This is a genomic window from Faucicola mancuniensis, assembly GCF_046523945.1.
GTDB lineage: Bacteria > Pseudomonadota > Gammaproteobacteria > Pseudomonadales > Moraxellaceae > Faucicola > Faucicola mancuniensis.
The window spans coordinates 567,477-591,471 of the sequence record NZ_CP171363.1 but is presented as its reverse complement, the minus strand read 5'-3'; the positions used below and the strand labels follow the sequence as shown (position 1 = coordinate 591,471).

Annotated in this window: 25 protein-coding genes and 2 tRNA genes; 17 read left to right on the top strand and 10 right to left on the bottom strand. The window is 41.6% G+C overall.

The genetic code is table 11. The features are described from left to right. Positions 1 to 67 precede the first annotated feature (67 nt). Positions 68 to 706, top strand: a complete 639-nt coding sequence (locus ACGTJS_RS02995) for a hypothetical protein (protein WP_410472767.1) — start codon at positions 68 to 70, stop codon at positions 704 to 706. A gap of 13 nt (positions 707 to 719) precedes the next feature. Continuing rightward, a complete protein-coding gene (locus ACGTJS_RS02990) occupies positions 720 to 920 on the top strand; it encodes a hypothetical protein (RefSeq protein ID WP_410472766.1) in 201 nt (66 codons plus the stop codon). Between the two features lie 10 nt (positions 921 to 930). Here ACGTJS_RS02990 and ACGTJS_RS02985 read toward each other — a convergent pair whose 3' ends face one another. The 4 genes from ACGTJS_RS02985 to ACGTJS_RS02970 form a co-directional block, all read right to left on the bottom strand. Continuing rightward, the gene (locus ACGTJS_RS02985) at positions 931 to 1,689 is read right to left on the bottom strand and encodes an ATP-binding cassette domain-containing protein (RefSeq protein ID WP_315042629.1); all 759 of its coding nucleotides are present in this window, start codon (positions 1,687 to 1,689) and stop codon (positions 931 to 933) included. A gap of 31 nt (positions 1,690 to 1,720) precedes the next feature. After that, positions 1,721 to 2,713, bottom strand: a complete 993-nt coding sequence (locus ACGTJS_RS02980; protein WP_410472765.1) for an iron chelate uptake ABC transporter family permease subunit — start codon at positions 2,711 to 2,713, stop codon at positions 1,721 to 1,723. Positions 2,714 to 2,903: 190 nt separating this feature from the next. Next, the gene (locus ACGTJS_RS02975) at positions 2,904 to 3,917 is read right to left on the bottom strand and encodes an ABC transporter permease (RefSeq protein ID WP_315042624.1); all 1,014 of its coding nucleotides are present in this window, start codon (positions 3,915 to 3,917) and stop codon (positions 2,904 to 2,906) included. Between the two features lie 60 nt (positions 3,918 to 3,977). Next, entirely contained in the window at positions 3,978 to 5,045 is a 1,068-nt protein-coding gene (locus ACGTJS_RS02970; RefSeq protein ID WP_410472764.1) for a siderophore ABC transporter substrate-binding protein, read from the bottom strand. Between the two features lie 139 nt (positions 5,046 to 5,184). On the opposite strand from ACGTJS_RS02970, the gene ACGTJS_RS02965 reads away from it, so the two are divergent. The 3 genes from ACGTJS_RS02965 (at position 5,185) to ACGTJS_RS02955 (ending at position 8,209) form a co-directional block, all read left to right on the top strand. Beyond that, positions 5,185 to 6,414, top strand: a complete 1,230-nt coding sequence (locus ACGTJS_RS02965) for an FAD-dependent monooxygenase (protein ID WP_410472763.1) — start codon at positions 5,185 to 5,187, stop codon at positions 6,412 to 6,414. 76 nt (positions 6,415 to 6,490) lie between these two features. After that, a complete protein-coding gene (locus tag ACGTJS_RS02960) occupies positions 6,491 to 6,925 on the top strand; it encodes a surface-adhesin E family protein (RefSeq protein WP_315042615.1) in 435 nt (144 codons plus the stop codon). A 30-nt stretch (positions 6,926 to 6,955) separates the two neighbouring features. Then, a complete protein-coding gene (locus ACGTJS_RS02955) occupies positions 6,956 to 8,209 on the top strand; it encodes an FAD-dependent monooxygenase (protein ID WP_315042611.1) in 1,254 nt (417 codons plus the stop codon). A gap of 15 nt (positions 8,210 to 8,224) precedes the next feature. Here the strand turns inward: ACGTJS_RS02955 and ACGTJS_RS02950 are convergent, their stop codons facing one another. Both ACGTJS_RS02950 and gltX read right to left on the bottom strand, forming a co-directional pair. After that, entirely contained in the window at positions 8,225 to 9,235 is a 1,011-nt protein-coding gene (locus tag ACGTJS_RS02950; protein WP_315042610.1) for an ornithine carbamoyltransferase, read from the bottom strand. Between the two features lie 189 nt (positions 9,236 to 9,424). After that, on the bottom strand, positions 9,425 to 10,918 hold the full coding sequence (gltX, locus tag ACGTJS_RS02945; protein ID WP_410472762.1) for a glutamate--tRNA ligase: 1,494 nt from the start codon (positions 10,916 to 10,918) through the stop codon (positions 9,425 to 9,427). Between the two features lie 191 nt (positions 10,919 to 11,109). On the opposite strand from gltX, the gene ACGTJS_RS02940 reads away from it, so the two are divergent. Beyond that, positions 11,110 to 11,253, top strand: coding sequence for a WG repeat-containing protein (locus tag ACGTJS_RS02940; RefSeq protein ID WP_315042607.1), 144 nt, complete (start codon positions 11,110 to 11,112; stop codon positions 11,251 to 11,253). 134 nt (positions 11,254 to 11,387) lie between these two features. On the opposite strand, the gene ACGTJS_RS02935 is transcribed toward ACGTJS_RS02940, so the two are convergent. After that, entirely contained in the window at positions 11,388 to 12,014 is a 627-nt protein-coding gene (locus tag ACGTJS_RS02935) for a DedA family protein (protein WP_410472761.1), read from the bottom strand. A gap of 363 nt (positions 12,015 to 12,377) precedes the next feature. On the opposite strand from ACGTJS_RS02935, the gene ACGTJS_RS02930 reads away from it, so the two are divergent. The 3 genes from ACGTJS_RS02930 (at position 12,378) to ACGTJS_RS02920 (ending at position 12,905) form a co-directional block, all read left to right on the top strand. Next, positions 12,378 to 12,453, top strand: a tRNA-Ala gene (locus ACGTJS_RS02930). A 69-nt stretch (positions 12,454 to 12,522) separates the two neighbouring features. Beyond that, a tRNA-Glu gene (locus ACGTJS_RS02925) sits at positions 12,523 to 12,598 on the top strand. An 82-nt stretch (positions 12,599 to 12,680) separates the two neighbouring features. Continuing rightward, positions 12,681 to 12,905: an addiction module antidote protein gene (locus tag ACGTJS_RS02920; RefSeq protein ID WP_410473214.1), complete on the top strand. Its 225-nt coding sequence runs from the start codon at positions 12,681 to 12,683 to the stop codon at positions 12,903 to 12,905. 24 nt (positions 12,906 to 12,929) lie between these two features. Here ACGTJS_RS02920 and ACGTJS_RS02915 read toward each other — a convergent pair whose 3' ends face one another. Beyond that, positions 12,930 to 14,414 (bottom strand): UvrD-helicase domain-containing protein, encoded by a 1,485-nt coding sequence (locus tag ACGTJS_RS02915; protein WP_410473213.1) that lies wholly within the window; start codon positions 14,412 to 14,414, stop codon positions 12,930 to 12,932. Positions 14,415 to 14,542: 128 nt separating this feature from the next. Here ACGTJS_RS02915 and ACGTJS_RS02910 point away from each other — a divergent pair, with 128 nt between their 5' ends. Together ACGTJS_RS02910 and ACGTJS_RS02905 are read left to right on the top strand one after the other, a co-directional pair. Then, entirely contained in the window at positions 14,543 to 15,523 is a 981-nt protein-coding gene (locus ACGTJS_RS02910) for a tRNA dihydrouridine synthase (protein ID WP_410472760.1), read from the top strand. Between the two features lie 70 nt (positions 15,524 to 15,593). Beyond that, entirely contained in the window at positions 15,594 to 16,454 is an 861-nt protein-coding gene (locus ACGTJS_RS02905) for an ABC transporter six-transmembrane domain-containing protein (protein ID WP_410472759.1), read from the top strand. A gap of 48 nt (positions 16,455 to 16,502) precedes the next feature. On the opposite strand, the gene ahpF is transcribed toward ACGTJS_RS02905, so the two are convergent. Next, positions 16,503 to 18,059: an alkyl hydroperoxide reductase subunit F gene (gene ahpF / locus ACGTJS_RS02900; RefSeq protein WP_410472758.1), complete on the bottom strand. Its 1,557-nt coding sequence runs from the start codon at positions 18,057 to 18,059 to the stop codon at positions 16,503 to 16,505. A 327-nt stretch (positions 18,060 to 18,386) separates the two neighbouring features. Between ahpF and ACGTJS_RS02895 the strand changes: the two genes are divergently transcribed. The 6 genes from ACGTJS_RS02895 (at position 18,387) to ACGTJS_RS02870 (ending at position 22,854) form a co-directional block, all read left to right on the top strand. Further along, entirely contained in the window at positions 18,387 to 18,611 is a 225-nt protein-coding gene (locus ACGTJS_RS02895) for a YdcH family protein (protein WP_315040539.1), read from the top strand. A gap of 225 nt (positions 18,612 to 18,836) precedes the next feature. After that, positions 18,837 to 20,690: a DUF4105 domain-containing protein gene (locus ACGTJS_RS02890; protein WP_410472757.1), complete on the top strand. Its 1,854-nt coding sequence runs from the start codon at positions 18,837 to 18,839 to the stop codon at positions 20,688 to 20,690. Positions 20,691 to 20,867: 177 nt separating this feature from the next. Continuing rightward, positions 20,868 to 20,996, top strand: coding sequence for a hypothetical protein (locus ACGTJS_RS02885; protein ID WP_315040543.1), 129 nt, complete (start codon positions 20,868 to 20,870; stop codon positions 20,994 to 20,996). 41 nt (positions 20,997 to 21,037) lie between these two features. Then, positions 21,038 to 22,393, top strand: coding sequence for an MFS transporter (locus ACGTJS_RS02880; protein WP_410472756.1), 1,356 nt, complete (start codon positions 21,038 to 21,040; stop codon positions 22,391 to 22,393). Positions 22,394 to 22,441: 48 nt separating this feature from the next. Then, on the top strand, positions 22,442 to 22,666 hold the full coding sequence (locus ACGTJS_RS02875; RefSeq protein ID WP_410472755.1) for a hypothetical protein: 225 nt from the start codon (positions 22,442 to 22,444) through the stop codon (positions 22,664 to 22,666). Then, positions 22,663 to 22,854, top strand: a complete 192-nt coding sequence (locus ACGTJS_RS02870) for a hypothetical protein (RefSeq protein ID WP_410472754.1) — start codon at positions 22,663 to 22,665, stop codon at positions 22,852 to 22,854. Before ACGTJS_RS02875 ends, ACGTJS_RS02870 begins: the two co-directional genes overlap by 4 nt. Positions 22,855 to 22,885: 31 nt before the next feature. Here the strand turns inward: ACGTJS_RS02870 and ACGTJS_RS02865 are convergent, their stop codons facing one another. Then, positions 22,886 to 23,977 carry a DUF2157 domain-containing protein gene (locus ACGTJS_RS02865; protein WP_410472753.1) on the bottom strand — a complete coding sequence of 364 codons (1,092 nt, stop codon included), beginning with the start codon at positions 23,975 to 23,977 and terminating at the stop codon, positions 22,886 to 22,888. Positions 23,978 to 23,995 lie beyond the last annotated feature (18 nt).

Below are 23,995 nucleotides of genomic sequence, written 5' to 3'. Positions count from 1 at the left end.
CGCCAATTTTACCATTTTACCGATAATTTTTTAAAAAATTATTTAAAATTATCTTAAGGAATTTTTTATGTTAAAACATATCGCAGTCGCAAGTACTTTGGCAATTGCTTTAACCGCTTGTTCAAAAACGGACAAACCTGCCGAAACGCCAGATTTATCATCAGCACCTGCACCAACGGCAAGTGTGTCTGCACCAACAACGGCAAGTGTGTCTGCACCAACGGCAAGCACATCGTTGGCAACCACAACGGACAATGCCGTGGGACAGGCGAACGCAAAACCTGCTGAAAATGTCGCGTTAAAAGCGGATTTGGGTGTGTTGTTAAAAACCATTAACGACATTGACAAAAAACACCAAAGCAAACAAGCCGAGCTAGAAAAACAAATGCAATCGGCAACAACCCCTACCGAACAGAAAAAAGTGTTTGACGAAATTTTAAAACAGTTGGACACTCAAAAAACAACCTTGCAAGCGTTGAAATTTAATGAACCACGTGTTACCAAAGTGCGTGATAAAATGTTAGAAAACATCGCTGATACTCGTTCGGCGATGGCGATTATGGCAAAAAATCCAGAAGCCACACCACAGACCAATCCAGATATCGGCAAATCTATGCAAAAAGCGGAAAAAACTGCTTTAGAAGTGCGTGAAATGCTCCATAAACTCGTGGAAGAAGCTGGCATTGAGCCAAATGCAAACAAATAATCGGTACTAACGGATGCTGTATTTGGGATTTTTGGCGATTGGCTTGGGGATTTTGTCCACTGTGGCAGGCTTGATTTGCCTTGCGATTGCCAGTTTTAGCCAAGAAATCCTTATTCGTAACAAAACCAAAAAGCTGGCAGGCAAAATTTTGCCTGTAGCGGTGGTTTTGTTGTTGATTGGTACTGGAGTAGTGGGGTATTTGTTTGAAGTTTAGCAACAATTTGTCAAATCGTATCCACAATCACAGGGCGACCGTTATGCTCTAACACGGTTGCATTGACACCGAACAACTCAAAAATCCGCTCTTTTGTCAGCACATCAACAGGGCGACCTTGACTGACGATTTCGCCTTTTTTCATCATCACCACCGTATCGGCAAATTGCGATGCTTGATTAATATCATGTAACACAATTACTACAGTTTTTTTGTCTTGTTCAACTAAAGTTCGTAAAATCCGCATCAATTTTCCTGCATGATACATATCCAAATTGTTCAGCGGTTCATCAAGTAGCACAAACGGCGTGTCTTGACATACTATCATGGCAATCAATACTCGCTGTCGCTGACCGCCAGACAAGGTCGCAAGGTAACGAGTGGCAAGCGTATCTAGCTCAAAACGTGCCATGACTTGCTTGACAATCGCTTCATCATGGGCGGTCGGTCTGCCTTGATGATACGGATAACGCCCAAACATCAACAGTTCGGCAACGGTCAATCGCCCTTGAATGTGGTTTTCTTGGGCGAGCATGGCAACGGTTTTTGCCAAAATTTTGCTATCTGTGGTTAGAATATCGTGGTCGTCAAAGCGGATTTTGCCTGTTTGTAGCGGATTTAGGCGAGCCATGACGGTGAATAGCGTAGATTTGCCTGCACCGTTTGGACCGATTAGAGCGATGACTTGTTCTTTTGTTAAATTTAAATTAATATTGTTTAAAATCAAATTGTTATCAATATGATGAGAAACATTTTCAATCGTTATCATAATTTTTTCCTTTTTTTATTTTAACAAAAATTTAAGCAATCGCCTTTTTATAACGATTTAACATCAGTATAATAAACACAATGCCACCAAACAGTTCAATGACAACCGCCAACACGCCAGCCATGCCAAGCACTTGTTCAAAAATAGTCTGTCCTAAAACCAAACAAATCACCGAAATCAAACTCACCAAAATCAAGCGTTCAGTATGATACATTTGTTGGCTAATTTTATTGGTTAAGGCACATACAAGCAAGCCCAAAAAGATAACAGGTCCAACAAACGCAGTCGCAGTCGCCACCAAAATCGCAATGATAATCAGCAATCGCAACGCCAATTTTTGATAATCAATGCCAAGATTAATCGCATACGATTTGCCAAGCATCAAAATATCCACCTGATGTCGCCACCGCCACACTGCCCCAAGGCACACCGCACAGATAGCGAGGCTTACCCACATCATCGTTTTGTCAATCGTGTTAAATTGAGCAAAACTTGCCGACTGCACCACGACAAAATCTTCTGGATTTATCAAGCGTGCAATCAGCGATGACAAACTGCGAAACAGCACGCCAAAAATAATACCAACCAAAATCAGCCGTGATAAATTTTGCTGTTTTTCATTAAAAAGTAACCGAAACATGAGCATGGACGCAATGACCATCAGCATAATTTCTAAAAAAAACTTGAGTAATGGCTGAGTGGTAAATATATTCACCGCACCCAATGCAAACACAAGGACGCTTTGGATTAACACATATAACGCATCAAAACCGAGTAGGGCAGGGGTCAAAATCGGATTGTGCGTTAAAGTTTGAAACAGCAAGGTAGATACGCCAATCGCCACCCCAACAAGGATTAACGCCATGAGTTTGTAAAAACGAAACGGCAACACAAAATCCCAGTTGCCGTTGGCGTTTAACGTCATAAACAAAAGCATACTAATCGCTAGTACAACGCTTGCGATGATGACAGGTTTTGTCAAAATTTTGGCTTGATAAAATGGATTAATTGTTTGATTTGTCATATTTTTTCTTTTTTACAATCACAATTTGTTATTTTTGATATGTAGGGTGGATTAGCAAAGCGTAACCCACCAAATTAGGTTAAAAATTTGTGTCAAAAAGGTGGGTTACGCCCCTTGCGAACCTAAAATTGTTGTGCAATTTTTGTGGTTCTTAGGGCTAACCCACCCTACGAAAAACTTTCATTTTGAACTAATCTTTTTGCTTTAACAACAAGGTTAAAAAAATCACCGCCCCTGCTACGCCAAAAATGGTGGAAACAGGCACTTCATACGGAAAAATCAGCACACGCCCCAAAATATCGCACAATAGCACCATACTCGCACCGAGCAAGGCAACCGCAGGCAAACAACGGCGTAATCTATCGCCCATCATTCGGCTGATGATGTTCGGCACGACCAGCCCAATAAATGGAATCGCCCCAACCGTAACTACAACAACCGAACTAATCATGGCAACGGTGATAATGGCGAACCATTGCATTGCTTGACGATTGACCCCAAGATTAATCGCAATCGCATCGCCCAAGCCGACAATGGTTAATTTATCCGCCAAAATATACGCCACAAATGCCAACGCCCCTGTAACGTAAAGTAACTCATAACGCCCAGACAAAATCGTGGAAAAATCGCCCATCCGCCATACAGACAGCAGTTGCATACTTTCGGTTTCGTAAGCGATAAACAGCGTAACCGCTTCAATAATTCCGCCAAACACAATGCCGATAAGCGGTATCATCAAAAAATCAGTGGGCGGTAACGGCTTGATTAACCGCATAAACAGCACCATGCCAACCAATGCCGACAGCGTGGCAATCAGCATTTTGACGAACAATCCACTACTTGGCAACATAAGACTGACGATTAACAGCCCAAGCCCTGCACTCTGCGTTGCACCGACCATAGACGGGTCTACAAAGCGGTTTTTTAACACGACTTGTAGTACCATGCCAGCCACTGCAAGTGATGCACCTGTCAAAATAATGGCAAGCGTGCGTGGCAAACGGCTCACAAGCATAAGCTCCATATCGCTCGCCATGTCGCTATTGCCAAATGCCCAAGCGAACAAGCCTTGCCAAGAAAAATCCGCCACGCCGACAGATAGACTTAACAAAAATAAGCCTAGCATGATAGCTAGACTTAATAAATTAAACAAATAAGGGGGAAAACGTCCGTTAGACGTTTTGGTGGTGGATAACACGGTCATTGTTTTTCTTAGCTTGTTAATTTTATCAATGGGGCGTATGCAATACGCCCCTACATTTAATTATTTTGTGGTTGATGCCGTTGTACTTGCTGAACTTGCAGGGGCTGAAGCGGTTGCACTGGCTGTTGTTGTGCCTTTACCAAAACTATCGCTAATGATTTTGGCATCAGCAAGCCATTGATAATAACCGCCAAACGCTAGGTAAGAATCTGGACTTAAATATACGATTTGATTTTTTGACCAAGCGGTGGTTTTGTGCATGAGTGGATTGTCAAGCACGGCTTTTGCCCCCACGCCTTCTTCGCCAATCGCTGACGAACGGTCTAGCACAAATAGCCAATCAGGATTAACTTTTTGAATATATTCAAAAGTAACAGGCTGACCGTGTCGGCTGTCTTGAATATTTGGGTCGGCTTGTGGAATGCCAAATTCGTTATGAATAAAGCCAAAACGAGATTTTGTGCCGAACGCTGACATTTTATTGCCGTTTATCAAAATTACCAAACCATTGCCTTTGCCTTGTGCGACTGCTTTGGCATCGGCAATTGCTTTATCAATGTCTTGTTGTAATTGTTGGGCTTTTTCGGTTTTGTTGTACAATTTACCCAAATCAGCAAGGCGTTGTTTGCTAGACTCATAAGCGTGAGCTGTATCTAGCGTCAAATCTAGCGTTGGGGCAACTTGGCTTAATTGGTCGTATTTTTCCACCATACGGCTACCGACCAAAATCGCTTTTGGTTTTAGCTGATTTAACGCTTCCATATTCGGCTCAAACAGCGTGCCAATATCGGTGCTTGGTGCATCTTTGATACGAAATGTGTCCAAACGCAACTTGGCAGGCAAGCCCGCAACAGGCACTTCCAACGCTTTTAAATCCTGCATGAGCGTCATATCATAAACAGCAATCGGCTCAGGATTGACAGGCAATTGCACATCGCCACGCACGGTGTTAATCGTTACCATGCCGTTGGTATCGGTGACACTTGCAGTTGTTTGTGCGGTGCTTGCCGTACCGCTTGCTGGTGAGGTTTTGGCTGTTGATGTGGTGTTTTGGGTTTGATTACAAGCGGTTAAACCAAGACAGCTTGCCAACGTGATAAATAAAGCGGTACGAGAAAATTTTAACATAAGTTTACCTAATTTAAAGAGTTAATGAGAATGATTTTCAATGTATTTTATAAAAAAAATGAAAAAAAAACAATCAAAATCATAAAAAAATCGTATTTTATGGTAAGCTATTTCAATTATACGAAAAAAAGGAAAATTTATGAACGAGCAAAAAATTATTATCGTGGGCGGTGGCAATGTTGGTCTGTCTTTTGCGTTGTTGCTTGCCAAACAAGGCATTAAAAGCACGCTATTAGAAAAATCCACTTATCCGACTATCAATCCCGATGATGACACCGACCGCACACATTATCTTGATACACGCAACATGGCACTGTCTCGCCGAACGGTGCAGATTTATCAACAAATCGGATTGTGGGACGAGTTGCAAAGCCATGCCTGTCGCATTGATACGGTAAAAATTAGCGAGCAGGACAATTTTGGCAAAGCAACGCTGAATAAACACGAAGAAAACGTGGAAAGTTTTGGACACGTTATTGAAAATAGTTGGCTTGGGCGAAAATTATTGTTAGCGGTGCAAGCCAATCCGCTCATTGAACTGTTTGATGGTACAAGCGTAACCGACATTACCCAATCTGCCAAAAACGTGACGATTTTTTTTACAAAACAAGGCGAAAAAGAGCAGTCTTTAACGGCTGATTTGTTGGTGGCGTGCGATGGACAAAATTCTATTTGTCGGCAATTATTGGGTGTTAAAGCCGATTTTCACGATTATGAACAAATGGGCATTGTCAGCACGGTGATGACTGACCAACCGCACAACCACGAAGCCATAGAACGCTTTAGCCCAACAGGGTTGATGGCGGTGTTGCCTTTGACCGACAGCACCGACAAAGACGGCACGCATTACCGCCGTTCGGTGGTGTGGGTGTGCAAAAAAGGCGAAGAGCAACAATACCTTGACAATGATGAGTTTTTTTTACAAACCCTACAAAAAACCTTTGGCGAGCGGGCTGGCAAGTTTGTCAAAGTCGGCAAGCGTGGGGCGTATCCACTCGTCAAAGTATTGGCACAGCAACAAGTGGCTGGGCGTTGCGTGATTATGGGCAACTCAGCTCACACCTTGCACCCTGTGGCAGGGCAGGGCTTTAACCTGTGTATGCGTGATGCCGATACGCTTGCCAAAATGATTACGCAACAAGTGATGCGTGGCGAAAACGTTGGCGAAAATGCGATGCTAAAAACCTATGAAAAAAGACGAAAAGCCGACCAAAAACGGGTGATTTTGTTCTGTGATACGGTGGTTTATGGCTTTACGCATCGCAATCCGTTGGTAAAAGTCGCTCGTAATGTCGGCTTGATTGCGTTTGATAAAGTGCCGTTTGTCAAACCGATGGTGGCAACGTTTGCGATGGGGCTTAAAAGTTAATTTTCGGTTTGTTTTAAACCCGAAACTTTGTTTTTTTAATAAAAATATGTTGGAAAATTTAACAATGGAGATTTTTATGAAATTAACCGCTAAAATTTTTAACAAAAAAACTATCGCCCTTACGTTTAGTTGTTTATTATCAAATGTGGCGATGTCTGCTAATTGGTTGGTTTTGAGTGAAGATGATACAGAAACTAAATCTTTAGATTTAGATAACATTTATCAAGATAACAATGGGTATGTCAATTTTTTTGGCAAAAGCGACTACACCAAAGCCCAAAAAGCTGATGGCAAATATTATAACTATGCGATGTTTCATTTTGTAGGGGATTGTTCGGACAGGACACTTGCTGTTTTAGGCGTGAATTTGTATAGCAAAAATGGCACATTAATTGAATCTGAAGATGCGTCTAGTCTTGATTGGCAAACAGCTTATCCTGATACAGCAGGGGAATTTATGCTAAAATCGGCGTGTGCGATTGCATATTTAGATACCAGTTATTTAGACTAAATAGTTAAAAATATCACACAGGCAAATCCCATGCAACACAACCCCAAGCAAACAACCTTAATCATCGGCGGTGGCATTGTCGGAGCGACTTTGGCATTAAAACTTGCCAAAGGGCAACGCCCAGTTACCTTAATTGACGCTCATTTGCACCTAACGGCAAGCGATTGGGACAAAAAAATCAGTCAGCGAGATGCTAGAGTATTCGCCCTAAGCCTTGCCAGTATTGAGCTGTTAAAACAAGTCGGTGCGTGGCAAAAAATTGCACAATCCGCCAGAAAAGCCGACTATACCCAAATGCAAGTTTGGCAGATGAATGGCATTGGCGAACTAAAGTTTGGTAATGATGACAATCCAACGCTCTTAGGCAGTATGGTTGAGCCGTTTATCATTGAAAAAGCCTTGTATGAACGCTTTGATGATGACGATATTTCGCCATTTTTGACGGTGGTTCACGGTCAAAAAGTGGTATCGCTGACTTGGCAAACCGATGGTTATCACGTTATGCTTGATAATGGCGACACGTACACCGCAAAACTGCTTGTCGGTGCGGACGGACGTGCCTCTATGGTGCGACAGCAGGCGGGCATTGCTCTTGATACATTAAGCTATCACCAAACCGCCATTTGTGGGGCAATCAAAACCGAACAACCACACAACGCCACCGCTCGTCAGGTGTTTTTGGACGACAGTATTTTGGCATTGTTACCGCTTGCCGATGTGAGCGATGAGGATAAAGCCAACCCACAACATTGGCAATCCATCGTTTGGTCGTTGCCAACAGACAAAGCCAATGCCTTGTTACAATTGTCAAAAGACGAGCTTGCCAAAGAAGTCGCCTTTGCCAGTGGCTATGCGTTGGGCGATGTGGTGCAGATTGAGTCGGTGGCAAGTTTTCCACTCAATGCTCAGCACGCCAAACAATATGTCAAGCCAAACCTTGCTTTAATCGGCGATTCGGCACATGGCGTACACCCATTGGCAGGGCAGGGGCTAAATTTGGGCTTGTTGGACGTGGTGGCATTGGTGGCGGTTTTGCAACAGGATTTTGAACGCTGTTGTGCCGAACCGTCACAAAAATCATGGGCAGATTTTGCTACATTGCAACGTTACGAGCGAAAACGCTACGCCAATAATGCGATGATGATGCACAGTTTTTCTGGGATTAATTGGTTATTTACCAATCAGTTTGCTCCCATTCAACAAATTCGCAATGAGGGCGTAAGTAAGGTGAGTAAAATCAAGCCACTCATGCAATTTTTTAGCAAAAAAGCGAGTGGCATTTGACGGTTTTATATTGGGTTACAACCCACCCAATGAGCTTACCATAACAGCTTTAATCGTGTGCATACGGTTTTCCGCTTGTTCAAAGGCGATGTTATAAGGCGATTCAAATACGTCTTCGGTAACTTCAATGCCGTTGGCAAGCTCTGGATATTGTTCGGCGATTTGTTTACCAATTTTGGTATCTGTATTGTGAAACGCTGGTAAACAGTGCATAAACTTCACTCGTGGATTGTTGGACGCTTTGATTAAATCCATATTTACTTGATACGGCATTAACAATTTGATACGCTCGCCCCACGCTTCAATCGGCTCGCCCATAGACACCCAAACATCTGTATGGATAAAATCCACGTCTTTGACGGCTTGTTGTGGGTCTTTGGTGATGGTGATTTTTGCCCCAGATAATTTGGCAAATTCTTCACACATTTTGACCAATTCATCATGTGGTTGCAAGTCTTTTGGGGCACAGATACGCACGTCCATGCCAAGTTTTGCACCGACTAATAGGAGCGAATTGCCCATATTATTGCGAGCATCGCCTAGATACGCATAGCTGATTTGGTGCAAAGGCTTGTCGCTGTGTTCACGCATGGTTAGTACGTCTGCGAGCATTTGTGTTGGGTGGTATTCGTCTGTCAAACCGTTAAACACAGGCACGCCAGAATATTTTGCCAATTCTTCCACAGTCGCTTGGCTAAAACCACGATATTCAATCGCATCGTACATTCGTCCTAGCACACGAGCGGTGTCTTTCATGGTTTCTTTGTGTCCGATTTGCGATGATGTTGGGTCAATGTAGGTAACGTTCGCCCCTTGGTCGTAAGCAGCCACTTCAAAGGCACAGCGTGTGCGAGTGGAAGTTTTTTCAAAAATCAAAGCGATATTTTTGCCTTTTAAGGTTTGTTGTTCTGTGCCTGCATATTTGGCACGTTTTAAATCACGAGATAAATCCAATAAAAACAACAAATCACGTTCGCTATGATTGACAAGGCTTAATAAATGGCGGTTGTTAAGGTTGTAAGACATTTTTTTCCTTATTTGGTTTGTTAAAAAAATGAGTTGACTTTGTAGGGGCGTATTGCATACGCTCAAAATTTTTAAAATCAGTATTAACCAGTTAAATCAATATGTCAAGCCATCTGTTAAAATAAGTTGGCTTTGTTTGTATAAAAAAAACCGAACATGATGTTCGGTTTTTTGTTTTTTTGATTTGTGTTAAACAAATTTTTCAAGTTCTGCGTTGCGTTTTTCCAGCGTTTTGATTTTCTTTTTGCCAATACCGCCTAACACGTCAATCGCATGGCGTAAGCGTTGCAAGGTCATATCCGCACCGATGACATACATCGCATTCATCATAGGCGTGGCAGATTTGCTACCTGCAATGGCGATAAAAAATGGTGACATAAAATCACGCAGTTTGATGTCAAGGGCATTGGCAAGTCCTGTCAAGACCGCTTGAATGTTCTCTTCTGTCCATTCTGGTAGGCTTTCTAATTGCCATTGCGCAAATTGCAAAATTTCAAGCGTTTGTTCGTTGTTTAACGTTTTGTGTTCAAAGTCCGCTTCGCTAATATTTGGCAAGTTTTGAAAATAAAACGCCGACCAATTCACCGCATCGGATAACAGACTAATGCGTGGTTGAATGGCTTTGGCAATGGCGGTTAATTTGTCGCTGTCATTCGCCCAATCAAGAATTTTTTGTTTTAATTGCTCTGGAGTCAAATCTCTAAGCCATTCGGCATTCAGCCATGTCAATTTTTCCACATCAAAAATCGGGCCTCCCAGCGACACACGCTTGATATCAAAACTGGCAATCATTTCTTCAAGGCTAAATTTTTCCGCTTCGTTTGGCATAGAATAGCCCATACGTCCAAGATAATTTAGCAAGGCTTCTGGCAATACGCCTGCATCACGATAATAGGTGATGGACGTTGGGTTTTTGCGTTTTGACAGTTTGGATTTGTCGGGGTTACGCAGTAGTGGCATATGGCACAGCACAGGCATTTGCCAACCAAAATATTTGTACAAAAGCTGATGTTTTGGGGCGGAGTTAATCCACTCTTCACCACGAATGACATGGCTAATTTGCATTAAATGGTCGTCCACGACATTTGCCAAATGATAAGTTGGCAAACCATCAGTTTTTAGCAAAACTTGCATATCCACCTGTTCCCAAGGGATTGTTACCGTACCACGAAGCATATCTTCAAACTCGCACACGCCATCGGTTGGTACTTTCATACGAATGACATACGGATCGTGATTGGCAAGGCGTCTTTCCACTTCTTCTTGTGATAACAACAGCCCACGACCGTCATATTTTGGCGTTTCGCCACGGGCTTGTTGTTCGGCACGCATTTGCTCAAGCTCTTCAGCCGTAGCAAAACAGTAAAAAGCGTGTCCTTTTTCTACCAATTCCATCGCATATTTTTTGTAAATAGCCATACGTTCGGACTGGCGATAAGGGGCAAACTCACCACCGACATCAGGACCTTCCGCCCAGTCAAGCCCGACCCAACGCAGTGCGTCCAAAATCATTTGTTCAGATTGGGCGGTTGAGCGAGCTTGGTCGGTGTCTTCAATACGCAGGATAAATTCACCGCCGTGGGCTTTGGCAAAGGCTAGGTTAAAAAGGGCGATATAAGCTGTGCCAACGTGGGGAAAGCCTGTTGGGCTTGGGGCAATACGGGTGCGGACTTTTTGGGTCATAGATTTCTCTTTATCAGATATGTTAAAAACTTGTTGAAAAAATTCATTCATGGTAGGATTATTGGCACATTATAACAGATTTTGGGTATAATAACGAAATTTTACCTTGTCAAAAACATCGGATTATTTGCGTTTGTTGGGTTAGTTTTTATGGACACAGCGTTGTTCACCACAAAAATGGGGGCGTCGGTATGATAGATAAAGTCGGAAACGTGCTTATTCCCTGTGAATACAGCAGTTTGATGGCGATAAACACCAACCAATTATTGGCTCGCAAAAATGGCAAAGAAGGCATTATTAATCGGCAAAGCCAAGTGGTAATTCCTGTTATTTAAGACCAAATAATGCCATTGGTCGGCACAAATTATCAAGCAAAACTTAATGGTGAATATGGTATATTTGATAAAAGTGGGTAAGCTGATACAAGCGTTTAACAAAATTCTTGGTAAATAATTATCAATAAAAACAATTATTTATCATTACGATGACGAATGATTTCAATCAACATCGGCACAACCGACACCACAATAATCGCAATCATAATCCAAGAAAAATGTTCTTTGACAAACGGCAACTGCCCAAAAAAATACCCCAAAGTCGTAAACGACACCACCCACAGCACCGCCCCAACAATATTATACCGCACAAACTGAGCATACGGCATTTCGCCCATACCACCGACAAACGGTGCAAACGTCCGCACAATCGGCACAAAACGGGCGATAATAATCGTACGACCGCCATATTTGGCATAATAATCGTGAGTTTTTTGCAAATAACTTTGCTTAAAAACCTTAGAATCAGGATTGGCAAACAACTTTTTACCAAAATGCTTACCAATCTCAAAATTCACAAAATCGCCCAACACCGCTGCAATGATTAATAAAACTATTAACAAAACAACATTCATGTCGCCAGCCCCCGCAATCGCTCCTGCGGCAAATAACATGGAATCCCCCGGCAAAAACGGCGTAACGACAAGCCCCGTTTCACAAAATACAATCAAAAATAAAATCGCATAAATCCAATTGCCATAATTATTGACTAATTCTTGTAAATGGTCGCCAATGTGTAAAATAAAGTCAATTAATGGCATAAAAAATCCTGTATTGATGGCTAAGAACCTGTTCACGATTAATACGCAAAACGGTTTTTGATTCAATTTTATTCTAAAATCATGCTTTTTCTGCTAAAAATGGCTAAATCTTGTTTTTCTTCGTCAAAAACTTGTTTGATAGAATAACTATCAAACTGCGTTTTTTCCTTGAAAAACGTGCGATTTATCTCATTTTTAGCTAGAAAAATTAATCATGAACAGGTTCTAAAAACTACAAAAAGTGGCTAAAAAAGTGAAAAAAACGCCCCATTATAGCCGATTTTGATAAAAATCCAAAATTTTTATCAAAAAATGATTGACAAGATTAAAACAATTCATTAGAATACGCCCACTTAAGCAAAAGGGGCTATAGCTCAGTTGGTAGAGCACTTGCATGGCATGCAAGGGGTCAGCGGTTCGACTCCGCTTAGCTCCACCAGATGTTTAAGTCTATATAAGCACCTAGGCAATTTCTTATATAGTACAATGCAAATTGTAAAAACATTGCGTCCCCATCGTCTAGAGGACTAGGACATCGCCCTTTCACGGCGGTAACCGGGGTTCGAATCCCCGTGGGGACGCCACACATTCCAAAAAAACCTTATCATTGATTTGATAAGGTTTTTTTATTTGTGTTTAGAAAAATTGGTTTTAAAAAATTGATAAATTTCTCACGATGATGAGCCACAAGTTTTTGTTTTGGCAATCGGGCATTTAATCCGTAAAAAAGGCGTTGCCGAAGTATCTCGTTTGACAGGATTAAATCGTGAAAGCCTATACAAAACCGTAAACGGCACAACATCGCCAAGTTGGGACACCATGCAACGCTTGCTCAAAGTAATCAACATTAATTTGTCATTTAATTTTAGCAAGCCTGTTTTTGCATCTTAAAATGTTTGTTGTAGAATTTGTAAATTATTGATAAATCAACTTTTTTTCTTTTAAACCATTGATTAAATCTTGGATATGAAACATATCCAAGTTAATTTTGGCACGAGTACAGGCGACATACAGCAGTCGCAATTCTTCTGGGCTGATTTTTACCACTTGATTGTTCACATCATAATAAAAATCGTCATCAATCTGCACACGCCCCCATTCCAGTCCTTTTGCCTTGTGAGCGGTGGAGATGATATAGTCGGCTTCGTTTGGATTGGCAAGGCTTTGAATGGCTTGGTTGATGGTGTCTGTGCCATGTTCGTCCACCAGTTTGACAAGGGTTTTTAAATCGCTACCTTCGCTCGTTTCGCTGTAGTCTTGCACTTCTCGCCAGTTGTTAAAATAGGCAAGTTCTGGCACGCCATAGGCGGATTGTCCTTTTTTTAGGCGTTCGGCAGATTGGCTAAATTTGAGTAGGCGGTCGGTGTCGGCTTGTAGGGCGACTTTATGCCCCATTTTTAAGCCTGTTAAAAGCCTTACCATCGCATTGGCATTGGTTCGGCACAGTATTGCATCTTTTTGTCCATTTGCCAAACTTTTGCCAAGGGTTGATTGTAAATTGGGATTGCCACGCAAAGGCACATCTTCTTGTAATGCTTTTAAAAAAACATTGGCAATTTCGGCAATTTTTTCACCAAAACGAAACGATTGGGTGAGCAAGGTTTGCGGTAATGGCAAGCGTTTCATCGCATTGACCGCCCCACGCCATTCATAAATCTGCTGATGAGCATCGCCCACATAGATGACTTGGCTCGGTTGCTGGGTCAAAATCCCCATCATCAAAGGGTCGGCATCTTGGGCTTCGTCAAACAAAATAAAATCGCTTGGGATAATCGGCTTTGACAACGCCCAAAGTTTGAGATAAATATCATGTCCAATCCCTGCATTGTGGCGTGGGTCAATGGACTGTAGCCAGCGTTTTTCTACAAACGGATACAGTTTGTCACGCAATTCTTCGGCTTCGCTTGGGGCGAGCCAGTCAGGTAGCTGTAAATGGCGTGGAGCAGGGTAGCTTGAGTGCGTGCTACAAAAATAACTCACTGCATCGGACACAAAGCGGGCTTGGCGTTCTGGCGTTAAAGTGACAAATTGGCTTTTGCCGTCAATGCTGCGTTTCACCTGTAGCGGAATCAAGCCCAAATCATGTGCCAAACGCTGTGGTGAAAATCTGGGTAATTGTAATTTTGCGGAGATTTGACGGTCGGTATGCCGAAATGCCAACGAGTGAAAAGTGCGACAGTTCACATGAGTGGGAAATTTTTGTGTGGCTTCATTCGCAATCGCTTTATTAAATGCCAAATACATACCACGCCCACGCAAGTTGTCGCCAATCAGCTTTAATGTAGAGGTTTTGCCTGCCCCTGCATACGCCACAATCTTAAAAGATTGGCGTGTCAAAGCCGTTTGTAGGGCTTGTTCTTGTTCATGCGTGGGCTTGTAGGTATTGGTGTTTGAAAGCATAGTCAAAAATTGGCAAAAAAGACGGTGCATTATAGCACAAACGACAGGTTTTTTTGTGAAAACTTAACGCTATGCCAAAGCAATGTTATAATACTTTTTTTAAAAAATTACCAAAAACGTTAAAAACCATGCCAAATCCCAATTATCCCAATTTTTCCACCCCAAAAACTGTCCTAGCCCCAATGGAAGGCTTAACCGACCCTGTTATGCGGTCGGTTTTGACATCAATCGGACATTATGACTGGACGGTGAGCGAATTTATCCGAGTTACGCAAACCGTTTTACCTGCTCACGTTTTTTACAAATACGTCCCAGAACTCAAGCACGAAGGCGAATTGCAAGGCAAAACCATTCACAACACGCCTGTACATATTCAGTTACTCGGTAGCAATCCCGAACTCATGGCACAAAACGCCATCAAAGCCTGTGAATTAAAAGCCCCTGCGATTGATTTAAACTTTGGTTGCCCTGCCAAAACGGTGAACAATCATCGTGGCGGTTCGGTATTATTGACCGAACCTGAAACCGTTTATCAAATTATTCATGCCGTCCGTCAAGCCGTGCCAACTGATACGCCTGTATCGGCAAAAATCCGTTTGGGTTACGAAGATACCACTTTGACCGCTGAAATCGGTGATGCGGTGCAATCCGCTAACGCAAGCTGGCTCACCGTCCACGCTCGCACCAAAACACAAGGCTACAAACCACCTGCCTATTGGGAATTGATTGAGCCTTTGACAAAGCGTTTGACTTTACCGATTATCGCTAATGGGGAAATCTGGAAGCTTGAACAAGCATTACGTTGCCGTGAACAAGCCAACACACCGCATTTGATGCTTGGACGTGGGGCAGTTACTCGCCCAGATTTGGTAAATAAAATTAAAGATAATAGTTATCAAAACTTAACTTGGCAAGATTTGTTAAAGTTACAAATTGATTTTTTAAACGGTGAAGCCAAAAGCGATAGCATGATAGTCGCACGTTATAAACAATGGCTTGGTATGCTGACGCAAGGTTATAGCGAAGCCGAAATCCTATGGCAAACGGCAAAACGAGTAAAAACGCTTGATGAAATGTTAGATTTGTTAAATTTACAAATCAAAAAATAATAATCTTGCTTTATTAGTCTTAAAAATTACCATATAATACGCAAAATTAGTAATTTTTAAGACTTTTATCATGAGTAATCGCATTTTATTTAACTCCCTAAAACACATCGCCATCACCCATAAACAAAAACTGATGGCGACTTTTAGCCTTGTAGCGATTGAAAATATTTTGCTACTGATTTATCCACTCATTGCAGGTTTTGCGGTCAATGCCGTTATGCAGGGCAAAACGTGGCAAGCGTTAAGTTACGCCTTTTTGGTGCTGATTATTTGGCTGATTGGTTCGGCTCGCCGTGTGTTGGATACTCGTGCCTTTGTGCGAATTTATGCCGATTTGGTTGTGCCTGTGATTGTCAATCAACGCACACAGCACAGCACTTCTACGGTGGTCGCTCGTGCCAATTTGTCTCGGCAATTTGTGGAATTTTTTGAGCAACATTTGCCGATGATTATCACGTCTGTGTTTTCTATCGTTGGCTCGGTGGTGATGTTGTTGTGGATTGAGTTTTGGTCTGGCGTGGTGGTACTGGCGATTTTACTTGGTTTTATCGCCATTTTGCCAAGTTATGTCGCCAAAAATGATAAACTGTATTTTAAACTCAACAACCGCCTAGAAAAAGAAGTGGGCGTGATTGAACGCACTTCGCACAATGAACTTACCAAACACTATGATTTGATTTCACGCTTAAAAATTGCCATTTCCAACCGTGAAGCGGTGAGTTTTTTGGCAGTGGGTGTGGCGATGGCGATTTTATTTGGCACGACTTTAACGCTTTTGACAGTCAAGGGTTACGGCAGTGCAGGACATATTTATGCGGTGATTACGTATTTGTGGACGTTTGCCATTAGCCTTGATGATATGCCAAATTTGATTGAAAAATATTCAGAATTAAAAGACATTGGCGGGCGGGTTGATGTGGAAAAATCATGAAAAAACCCACTTATCAAAAGTGGGTTTTAACAATTTTAAAAATCACAATCATTGCATGACCAAATAATCAAACGCTGACAACCCAGCTTTTGCCCCTTCGCCCATCGCAATGTTAATTTGCTTATATGGCACAGTCGTTACATCGCCACAAGCAAAAATACCTTGTTTTGACGTTTGGCAACGCTCGTTAATCTCAATTTCGCCAAATTTGGTTACGTTTACCAAATTTTTCACCACTTCAGAGTTTGGTACAAGTCCGATTTGGATAAACACCGCCGACAAATCCAGCGTTTTGTTTTCACCTGTGTTGCGGTCTTGATAGATGATGGACGTAACTTTGCCATTTTCCGCCACGATTTCTTGAGTTGCGATAGAAGTCATGATGTCAATATTGCTACGTTCTTGGGCTTTGTTTACAAGCACTTGGTCAGCACGCAATTTATCGCCAAATTCAATCAAGGTTACATGATTGACAATCCCTGCCAAGTCCAATGCCGCTTCCACGCCAGAGTTACCGCCACCGACAACCGCCACATTTTTACCTTTAAAGAATGGGCCATCACAGTGTGGGCAAAACGCCACGCCATTGCCGATGTTTTCATCTTCGCCTTTTACGCCAAGTTTACGCCATTTTGCCCCTGTCGCCACGATGATTGAGCGTGTAGCAAAACTCTCGCCTGTGTTCAGCGTAATTTGGTAAGTATTGTCGCCATTTTCGCCAATTTCTTTGACGCTTACCATTTCTTTGACCGTGATGGCGTATTCTTTGATGTGTTTGGCAAAATTGTTGGCAAGCTCGTTGCCGTTGGTTAATGGCACAGAAATCAAGTTTTCAATGTCTTGCGTGTCTTTGACCTGTCCGCCAATGCGGTCGGCAACTACTGTAACTTTTAAGCCTTTACGAGCGGTATAAATCGCCGCTGCTGTACCTGCAGGGCCGCCACCGATGACAACCACATCTTGTTGTTCAAGCTGTTCGCCTGTTGCCATGCCGTTTAGCAAATCTGGGTATTGTTCTTGCAATTTCTCAATCAATTTTGCTGTGTCAATTTTGCCATTGGCAAACGGTTTGCCGTTTAAAAATACCGCAGGCACGCCTTGAATGTTCTTTTCGGCAACCAACTCTGGGAACACACCACCGTCAATCATTTCATTGCTAATGCCATCATTTAACAAAGCAAATTGGTTTAACGATTGCACCACATCTGGGCAGTTATGGCAAGTTAAAGACACAATCGTTTGAAACTGTAACGGTTGTTTGATGTTTTTGATTAGGTTTTGAATGCCTTCATCAAGTTTCAACTCACTACCACCCGCCTGTAAAACTGCCAAAATCAACGATGTAAACTCATGCCCAGACGGAATACCGCTAAACACAATGCCTGTATCGCTGTCTTGTGTGCGAATTTTAAAGCTCATTGGCGATAAATTGCCGTCAAGCTCTGAACTTAAGTTGATTTTGTCAGTGGTGCCTGCCACTTGAGTTAAAAACTCTACCAATTCGGCACGTTTTGCGTGTTCACCTGCACCCAATACAAACTCAATTGGGCGTGTCATGCGTTCGCTGTAAGATTTAATGGCGTCTAATAAACTTTTGTCAATCATGGTTTTTCTCCGTTTTTGGAAATTTGGTTAATTTTGTTGAAACCATTATGATAAAAATTTTGACATTTGACAATATTAGATAGTTAATGATTATAATTTAAAAAACAAAACGTTTTTTAGTTTAATTTTTATTTTTTTAATAAATTTACAAGTATTTTTACAAACTTTTGCAACTAGATATAGTCAAACATCTTTTTTTTGGTTACAATGTAGGTAAAGAAATTGGCTTTTTGACATTTGTCATCAACCAACAGACATGATAATTTTTATCGTGTTTTTAAACTTGTTTTTAACATCAATCTGTTTTTAACCAAAAAGGAAGAAACTATGTTTCCAGAATACCGTGAACTTATCACTGAATTAAAAACTCAAAACGATTTACACTTTGAAAAATTATTCAATGCACACAACGAATTGGACGAAAAAATCACTGGTTTGGAAAACGACCCAGTTGCATCAGTTAGCCGTGCAGACGAAATTGATGAGTTGAAAAAAGAAAAATTGGCGTTAAAAGACGAGCTTTTCAAATATTTAGAAAGCAAAAAAGCATAATTTGTACTTAAAATTGCAAAAATGCGACACAAAAAATCCTATCTTTATGGTAGGATTTTTTTATGGAACATTCAAAATAACATCGTAGGGTGTGGTTAGCCAAAGGCGTAATCCACCAAATATTTGATTTTACTATAAAAATGGTAGTTACGCTACCGCTAACCCACCCTACCAAAACCTTTTATTAAAATCCTTTTTGTAACACTTGCGAATTGAGATAATTTTATGAAAAAATCCCCTTTAACACTTGCCTTGCTGTTAAGCATTAGCCCAGTCGCTTTTGCTCACAATGTTGCTGAAGATATTGCCGAAAATGTTGAAAAATCAAATGTTAAAAATACAAACATGGTTTTACAACAAAACACACAAATTGACGAGCAACAAATTAACAACTTAAGCCAAAATATCGTTTGGCAACGTTTGTTATTATACAAAAACGGCAAAAGTACGGTGCGAAATGCGGATTTTTTTATCGCTCAAAATGGCAACACCGAGCCAAAAGCGGAGCTGATTGCCAGTGTTAATGCCTTGCAAAATAAAGAAACGGCAGAAGATTTTTTGTGTCGTTTTCCTGCTCGCAGTCATTGGCTTTTACAAAATTTACCCAATATCAAACAGTTACACCAAGATTGGCAGTTAAACACTTGTTCGGAATTTGATGCTTGGTTAAATAAATTTGATGCAAAACAATTTTCGCTGATTTTTGCTGAAGAGCATAACAACCGTATCGGCTCGTCTTTTGGGCATACGCTTGTCAAAATTGACACGGCAAAAAGCCTAAAAACAAATAATAATGACGATGCGTATTTTTTTAATTTTGCTACAGATGAAACGAAAGAAACAGGCTTAAAAGGCAGTATTCATGCGGTTTCTGGCAAGGGTGCAGGTGCGATGACCTTTGGCAAATACACGGATAAACAAGCCAATTATCTGATAAACGACCAACGAGATATTTGGCAATATGAGCTAGATTTGCCCCAAGATACCATTAATCAAGTAATGCGGCAGTTGTGGGAAGTGAAAAATGCCGACCGTTATTACAAATTTTTGAATAATAACTGTGCGACCGAGATTTTACGCTTGCTAGATGCGACTGATGAGCAGTATCATTTTGTACAAGATGGCGGAAAAATCATCGCACCTGCGGAAGTTTCTCGAGTTTTGGCAAAACATCATTTGTTAAAAAATGCCAAATATCTACCGTCAGAACGCACCGTCAAACAAGCCTTTATCAATAATCATCAAGTGTATAACTTGGATTATCCAACTTTGGCACGATTAAACGATTTGCCAACGTTTACGCCAAACGATAATAATCCTGTCAATGCTAACAAATTGCACCGAGCGACTGTTGCTATTAAGCAAAATAATCAGTCAAGTAAAGCGATTGTCGGTGTGCGTGGCGGTTATCAAGATTTGTTGGACAATCCGACAGGCAAACGTAATTATTGGAGCATGAATGCCATGTCGCTATCGCTTGGTTATCGTTTTGATGATGATAATTTTAATAAAAACAATAAGATAACGATAGAAGAAGCGACTTTGATTGATGTGTTATCGTTAAGCCCAAAAAACGGCACAGACCCGCATACGTCCTACGGTTTGCACCTAAAAATCAAGCCTGTGATAGATGCGAGTAACCAAACAAATGACGAGTATCATGTGCTAAGTGTCGGCATGGAAAAAGGCGTGTCGTATGTGCTAGGACAAGGCGACCCAAATCAAGAAAAGCAAGGCACAGGCGAGTTGCCTAATACGCTGTGTTATGCGTTGGCGGGCGGTGTCGGACAAGTCGGCAAAATCAATCAAGGTCACCGAGTGGGCGTAAACGTACATACAGGCTGTGCGGTGCATTTAAGCCCAAAAATGCGTGTGCTTGCTGATGTGAATTTGCCGTATTGGTATCAAGGCGGTGCAGAAGATAACGAGCGTTCGCACTATTTTCAGCCGATTTTTTCGCTAGGCGGCCAATATGATATTGGCAAACAGCAAGCGGTGCGTGTGGGCGTGGAGTATGAAAAACTGTATGACGATAGCCAAACGGCTTATACTGTGAGTTATCATTGGTTTTTTGATTGATTTGTTTAGCATTTGTTCACAGTTTATTGCATTTTTCATTGCAAAGATGTTATGAATACGGGTTCTTACAATTTATGTATTCTCACAACTTACACAAATTTTCTAAAAACATGACAATGATTGTAGCCTTGGCATTCGCTGTTACATGTTGTTCTGTTAATATGGTAAGTCCAAACCATGGCGAATACCAGTGGTAACTCAAACGTTGTCATCAAAACTGATGAGCGTGAATGGCAGTCGTTTGGTCAAAAATTGGAAAAAGCCTTGGGGCAAAAACTTGAAGAGCTTAAAAACCCACGTTTTTAATCGCTGATTATTTGGATTTTTTGAAATAATTTTAAAAGCCCATGACTAACGCATCAATTCTGAACCTTTCTGACACCCAATCGTATCAAGACGGTAAGCCTTTGCCTAAAAGTTCGTTATTGGTTGCTTCTTTTTCCACGATTGTGGAATGGTATGATTTTACCTTATATTTGTACTTTGCTACGGTGTTGTCCAAAGTGTTTTTTGGAGATAACCCAACGTCCATTGTTATCACGTTGGCAGGTTTTGCGGTGTCATATTTGATGCGTCCGTTGGGGGCGATGTTTTTTGGGCATTTTGGCGATAGATTTGGCAGACGTGCAACTTTGCTGGTAACGATGACAATGATGAGTATCGCTATGTTTTTGACAGCATTGTTGCCAACGTTTGAGAGCATTGGTATTTGGTCTGGGATTTTGATGTTGTTGTTACGTTGTGTGATGGCGTTTTCTGTGGGTGGCGAATATACAGGTGTGGTAGCGTATTTGGTAGAAGGAGCAAAACCGCATAAACGTGGTTTTGTTGCGTCTTTGGCATCAGCCTTTAGTGAGATAGGTGGGTTGTTAGCGGTGTTTGTCAGTGCAGTTACGGTGCATTTTTTTGCCGAAGATTTATTGACTTATGGTTGGCGATTGCCGTTTATTTTTGGTGCAGTTTTGGCATTGCTTGTACTCATTTCTCGTCATCGCATGGCAGAAACGCCTGAGTTTGTCAAATTTATTCAGCAAAATCAGTCAGTCCATCACACGTCCATTGTAGCAAAGTCAAATCACGGTGTGTCAAAAGAAAATGCCACATCGCCTTTGCTTTTAGCGTTAAAATATCACAAACCTGAGATTGCCAAAACTTTTGCGATTTCGGCTTTGGGTTCAATCACTTATTATGTCGGTATTACCTTTGTGCCTGTTTTTTTGGTGGAGACCGTGAAAGTTCCACAAAATATTGCGTTATGGCTATCCACGATTGCTTCTTTTTCGGTGATTGTGATTACACCGATGATTGGGGCTTTATCTGATAAAATTGGTCGCAAACCTGTATTAATCGGTGCGTGTATTGCCAATATGATTTTGCCGATTGTGCTGTTTAATATGATGGCGACAGCCCATGTTATGATGGCATTGGTTGGGGCGGTGGTGCTTGCCTGTTCAGCAGGAGCAGTGAGTGCGGTGGCGGCTTCGGCAACGTCTGAACAGTTTGCGACCCATGTGCGGTTATCTGGGCTTGCGTTAGGTGTAACGCTTGCGACGGCAGTATTTGGCGGTTTAACGCCATTATTGGCACAACTTTTTACCAATGCGACAGGCAAAGCATATTCAGCAGGAATTATGATTATGGTGGTGGCACTATGTGTATTGCCTGTGTTAATGACCTTAAAAGAAACTGCACCGAATAAATAAATATATTCCTAAAAATTTCATTAAAATCAAATTCTTACAAATATTTCGATGTATCAATTATTTCATTTACCCAACGCCCGTTCACAACGTATCATTTGGCTGTTCATTGCGTTAGACGTGTCGTTTGAGTTGATTTTTTGTGAACGAAATGCAAAAGGGCAAGCGGTTGATCGCCATTATCTTAATCCCACCTTGTACGAACAATTGGCATTTATCAACACCCATTTGGCAAAAAAACCATCTGATACCGCTTTTTTGTGGGTTAGCATTTGACGGCGGTGGATATTTTGATACAGTTTATGCTGTCGGTATTGGCGGTGAGCGTGTCGAACTTTGAACGGTATTCAGCGATTGACGACTATTTGACACGCATAGAAAATTTGCCCAGTTATCAGTCGGCTTTGGTAAAAGGTCAATTTGACAAAAATATTTTTTTACAATATTGGCAAAAGGCTTGGTAAAAGTTTTGTCAAAAATAGTTGGTAAAAAGCTTTATTGATGTAAATTTTTGAGCGTATGTTGCCAATGAGTTGGTAAAAAAGACAACAATTTGGCATAAATACGGCTTTCGTTTTTTTGCCAAAACACACCCAAAAATATCACCGCAAAGCCAATTAACGCCACGATTAACGGAAAAATCATGCTGTCTTTGAACACTTCATACGCCAAATGCCCAAGATACATGGCAATCCCCATACCGCCAAACACCGCAAACACCCGCCTGCGTAACACCACACCGAGCAACAGCAAGGCGACATTTATCATACAATACATAAATTTTGCCAATTCGCTGTCCGAATCCTGCAACGACAAACCGCCCCAAAACGTCATGACACCGACAATATACAACCAAAATGCAAAATCTTGCTCAATCACGCTTTGGCGAGTATGCTGACGAATGTCTATCCAAATCGCCCCCACAATCACCGCCAAACCAAAATACACCGACACCAACTGACGCAAATCCCAATCCAATTCGCTTTGGGTCAATAACGGTGCGATATCCATTGACAAATACCACAGCGTAAGCGCAATTGGCAAAGTCAAAAAACTACGGCGAAAACGCCATAACATCGCCACACCGACCACCAAAGTCGCCACTTCCAAAATCAACCATTGTGGGCTAATCCATTGATGAAATTGTTGATAATCGCTGTATTCTTGCCAAAAACCCAAATAATGTTGCAACGCAAATGTAAACAACGGCACAAGGCATAAAATAAAACCAAGCAAAATGCTATACGGTGTTTTCAGATTTTTTTGGTACAAAAAGCGAGCAATACAACTTGCCAATACCGCATAACACACGCAAATTGTCATCATCGCACCGCTACCGTATAGGCTAAAGCCAAGCGTCATAAACACGCTCATCGCCCCAATCGCTATCATGCCGCCTAGATAATACAGCAAATGCGATAGCACAAATTTTGGGCTGTCGTTTGTTTGAATTTGCGTATTTTTGTCAAAATTGTGTGAAACAAGTTGCTCGTAACGAGCGAGCAACTGTTGGTGTTGGTCAGGGGTAATGATTTGGTCGGTTAAAGCGGTGTCAAGTAGTTGTTGGGTGGGGTTGTTGGACTGCATAGCACACCTTTTTTCTTT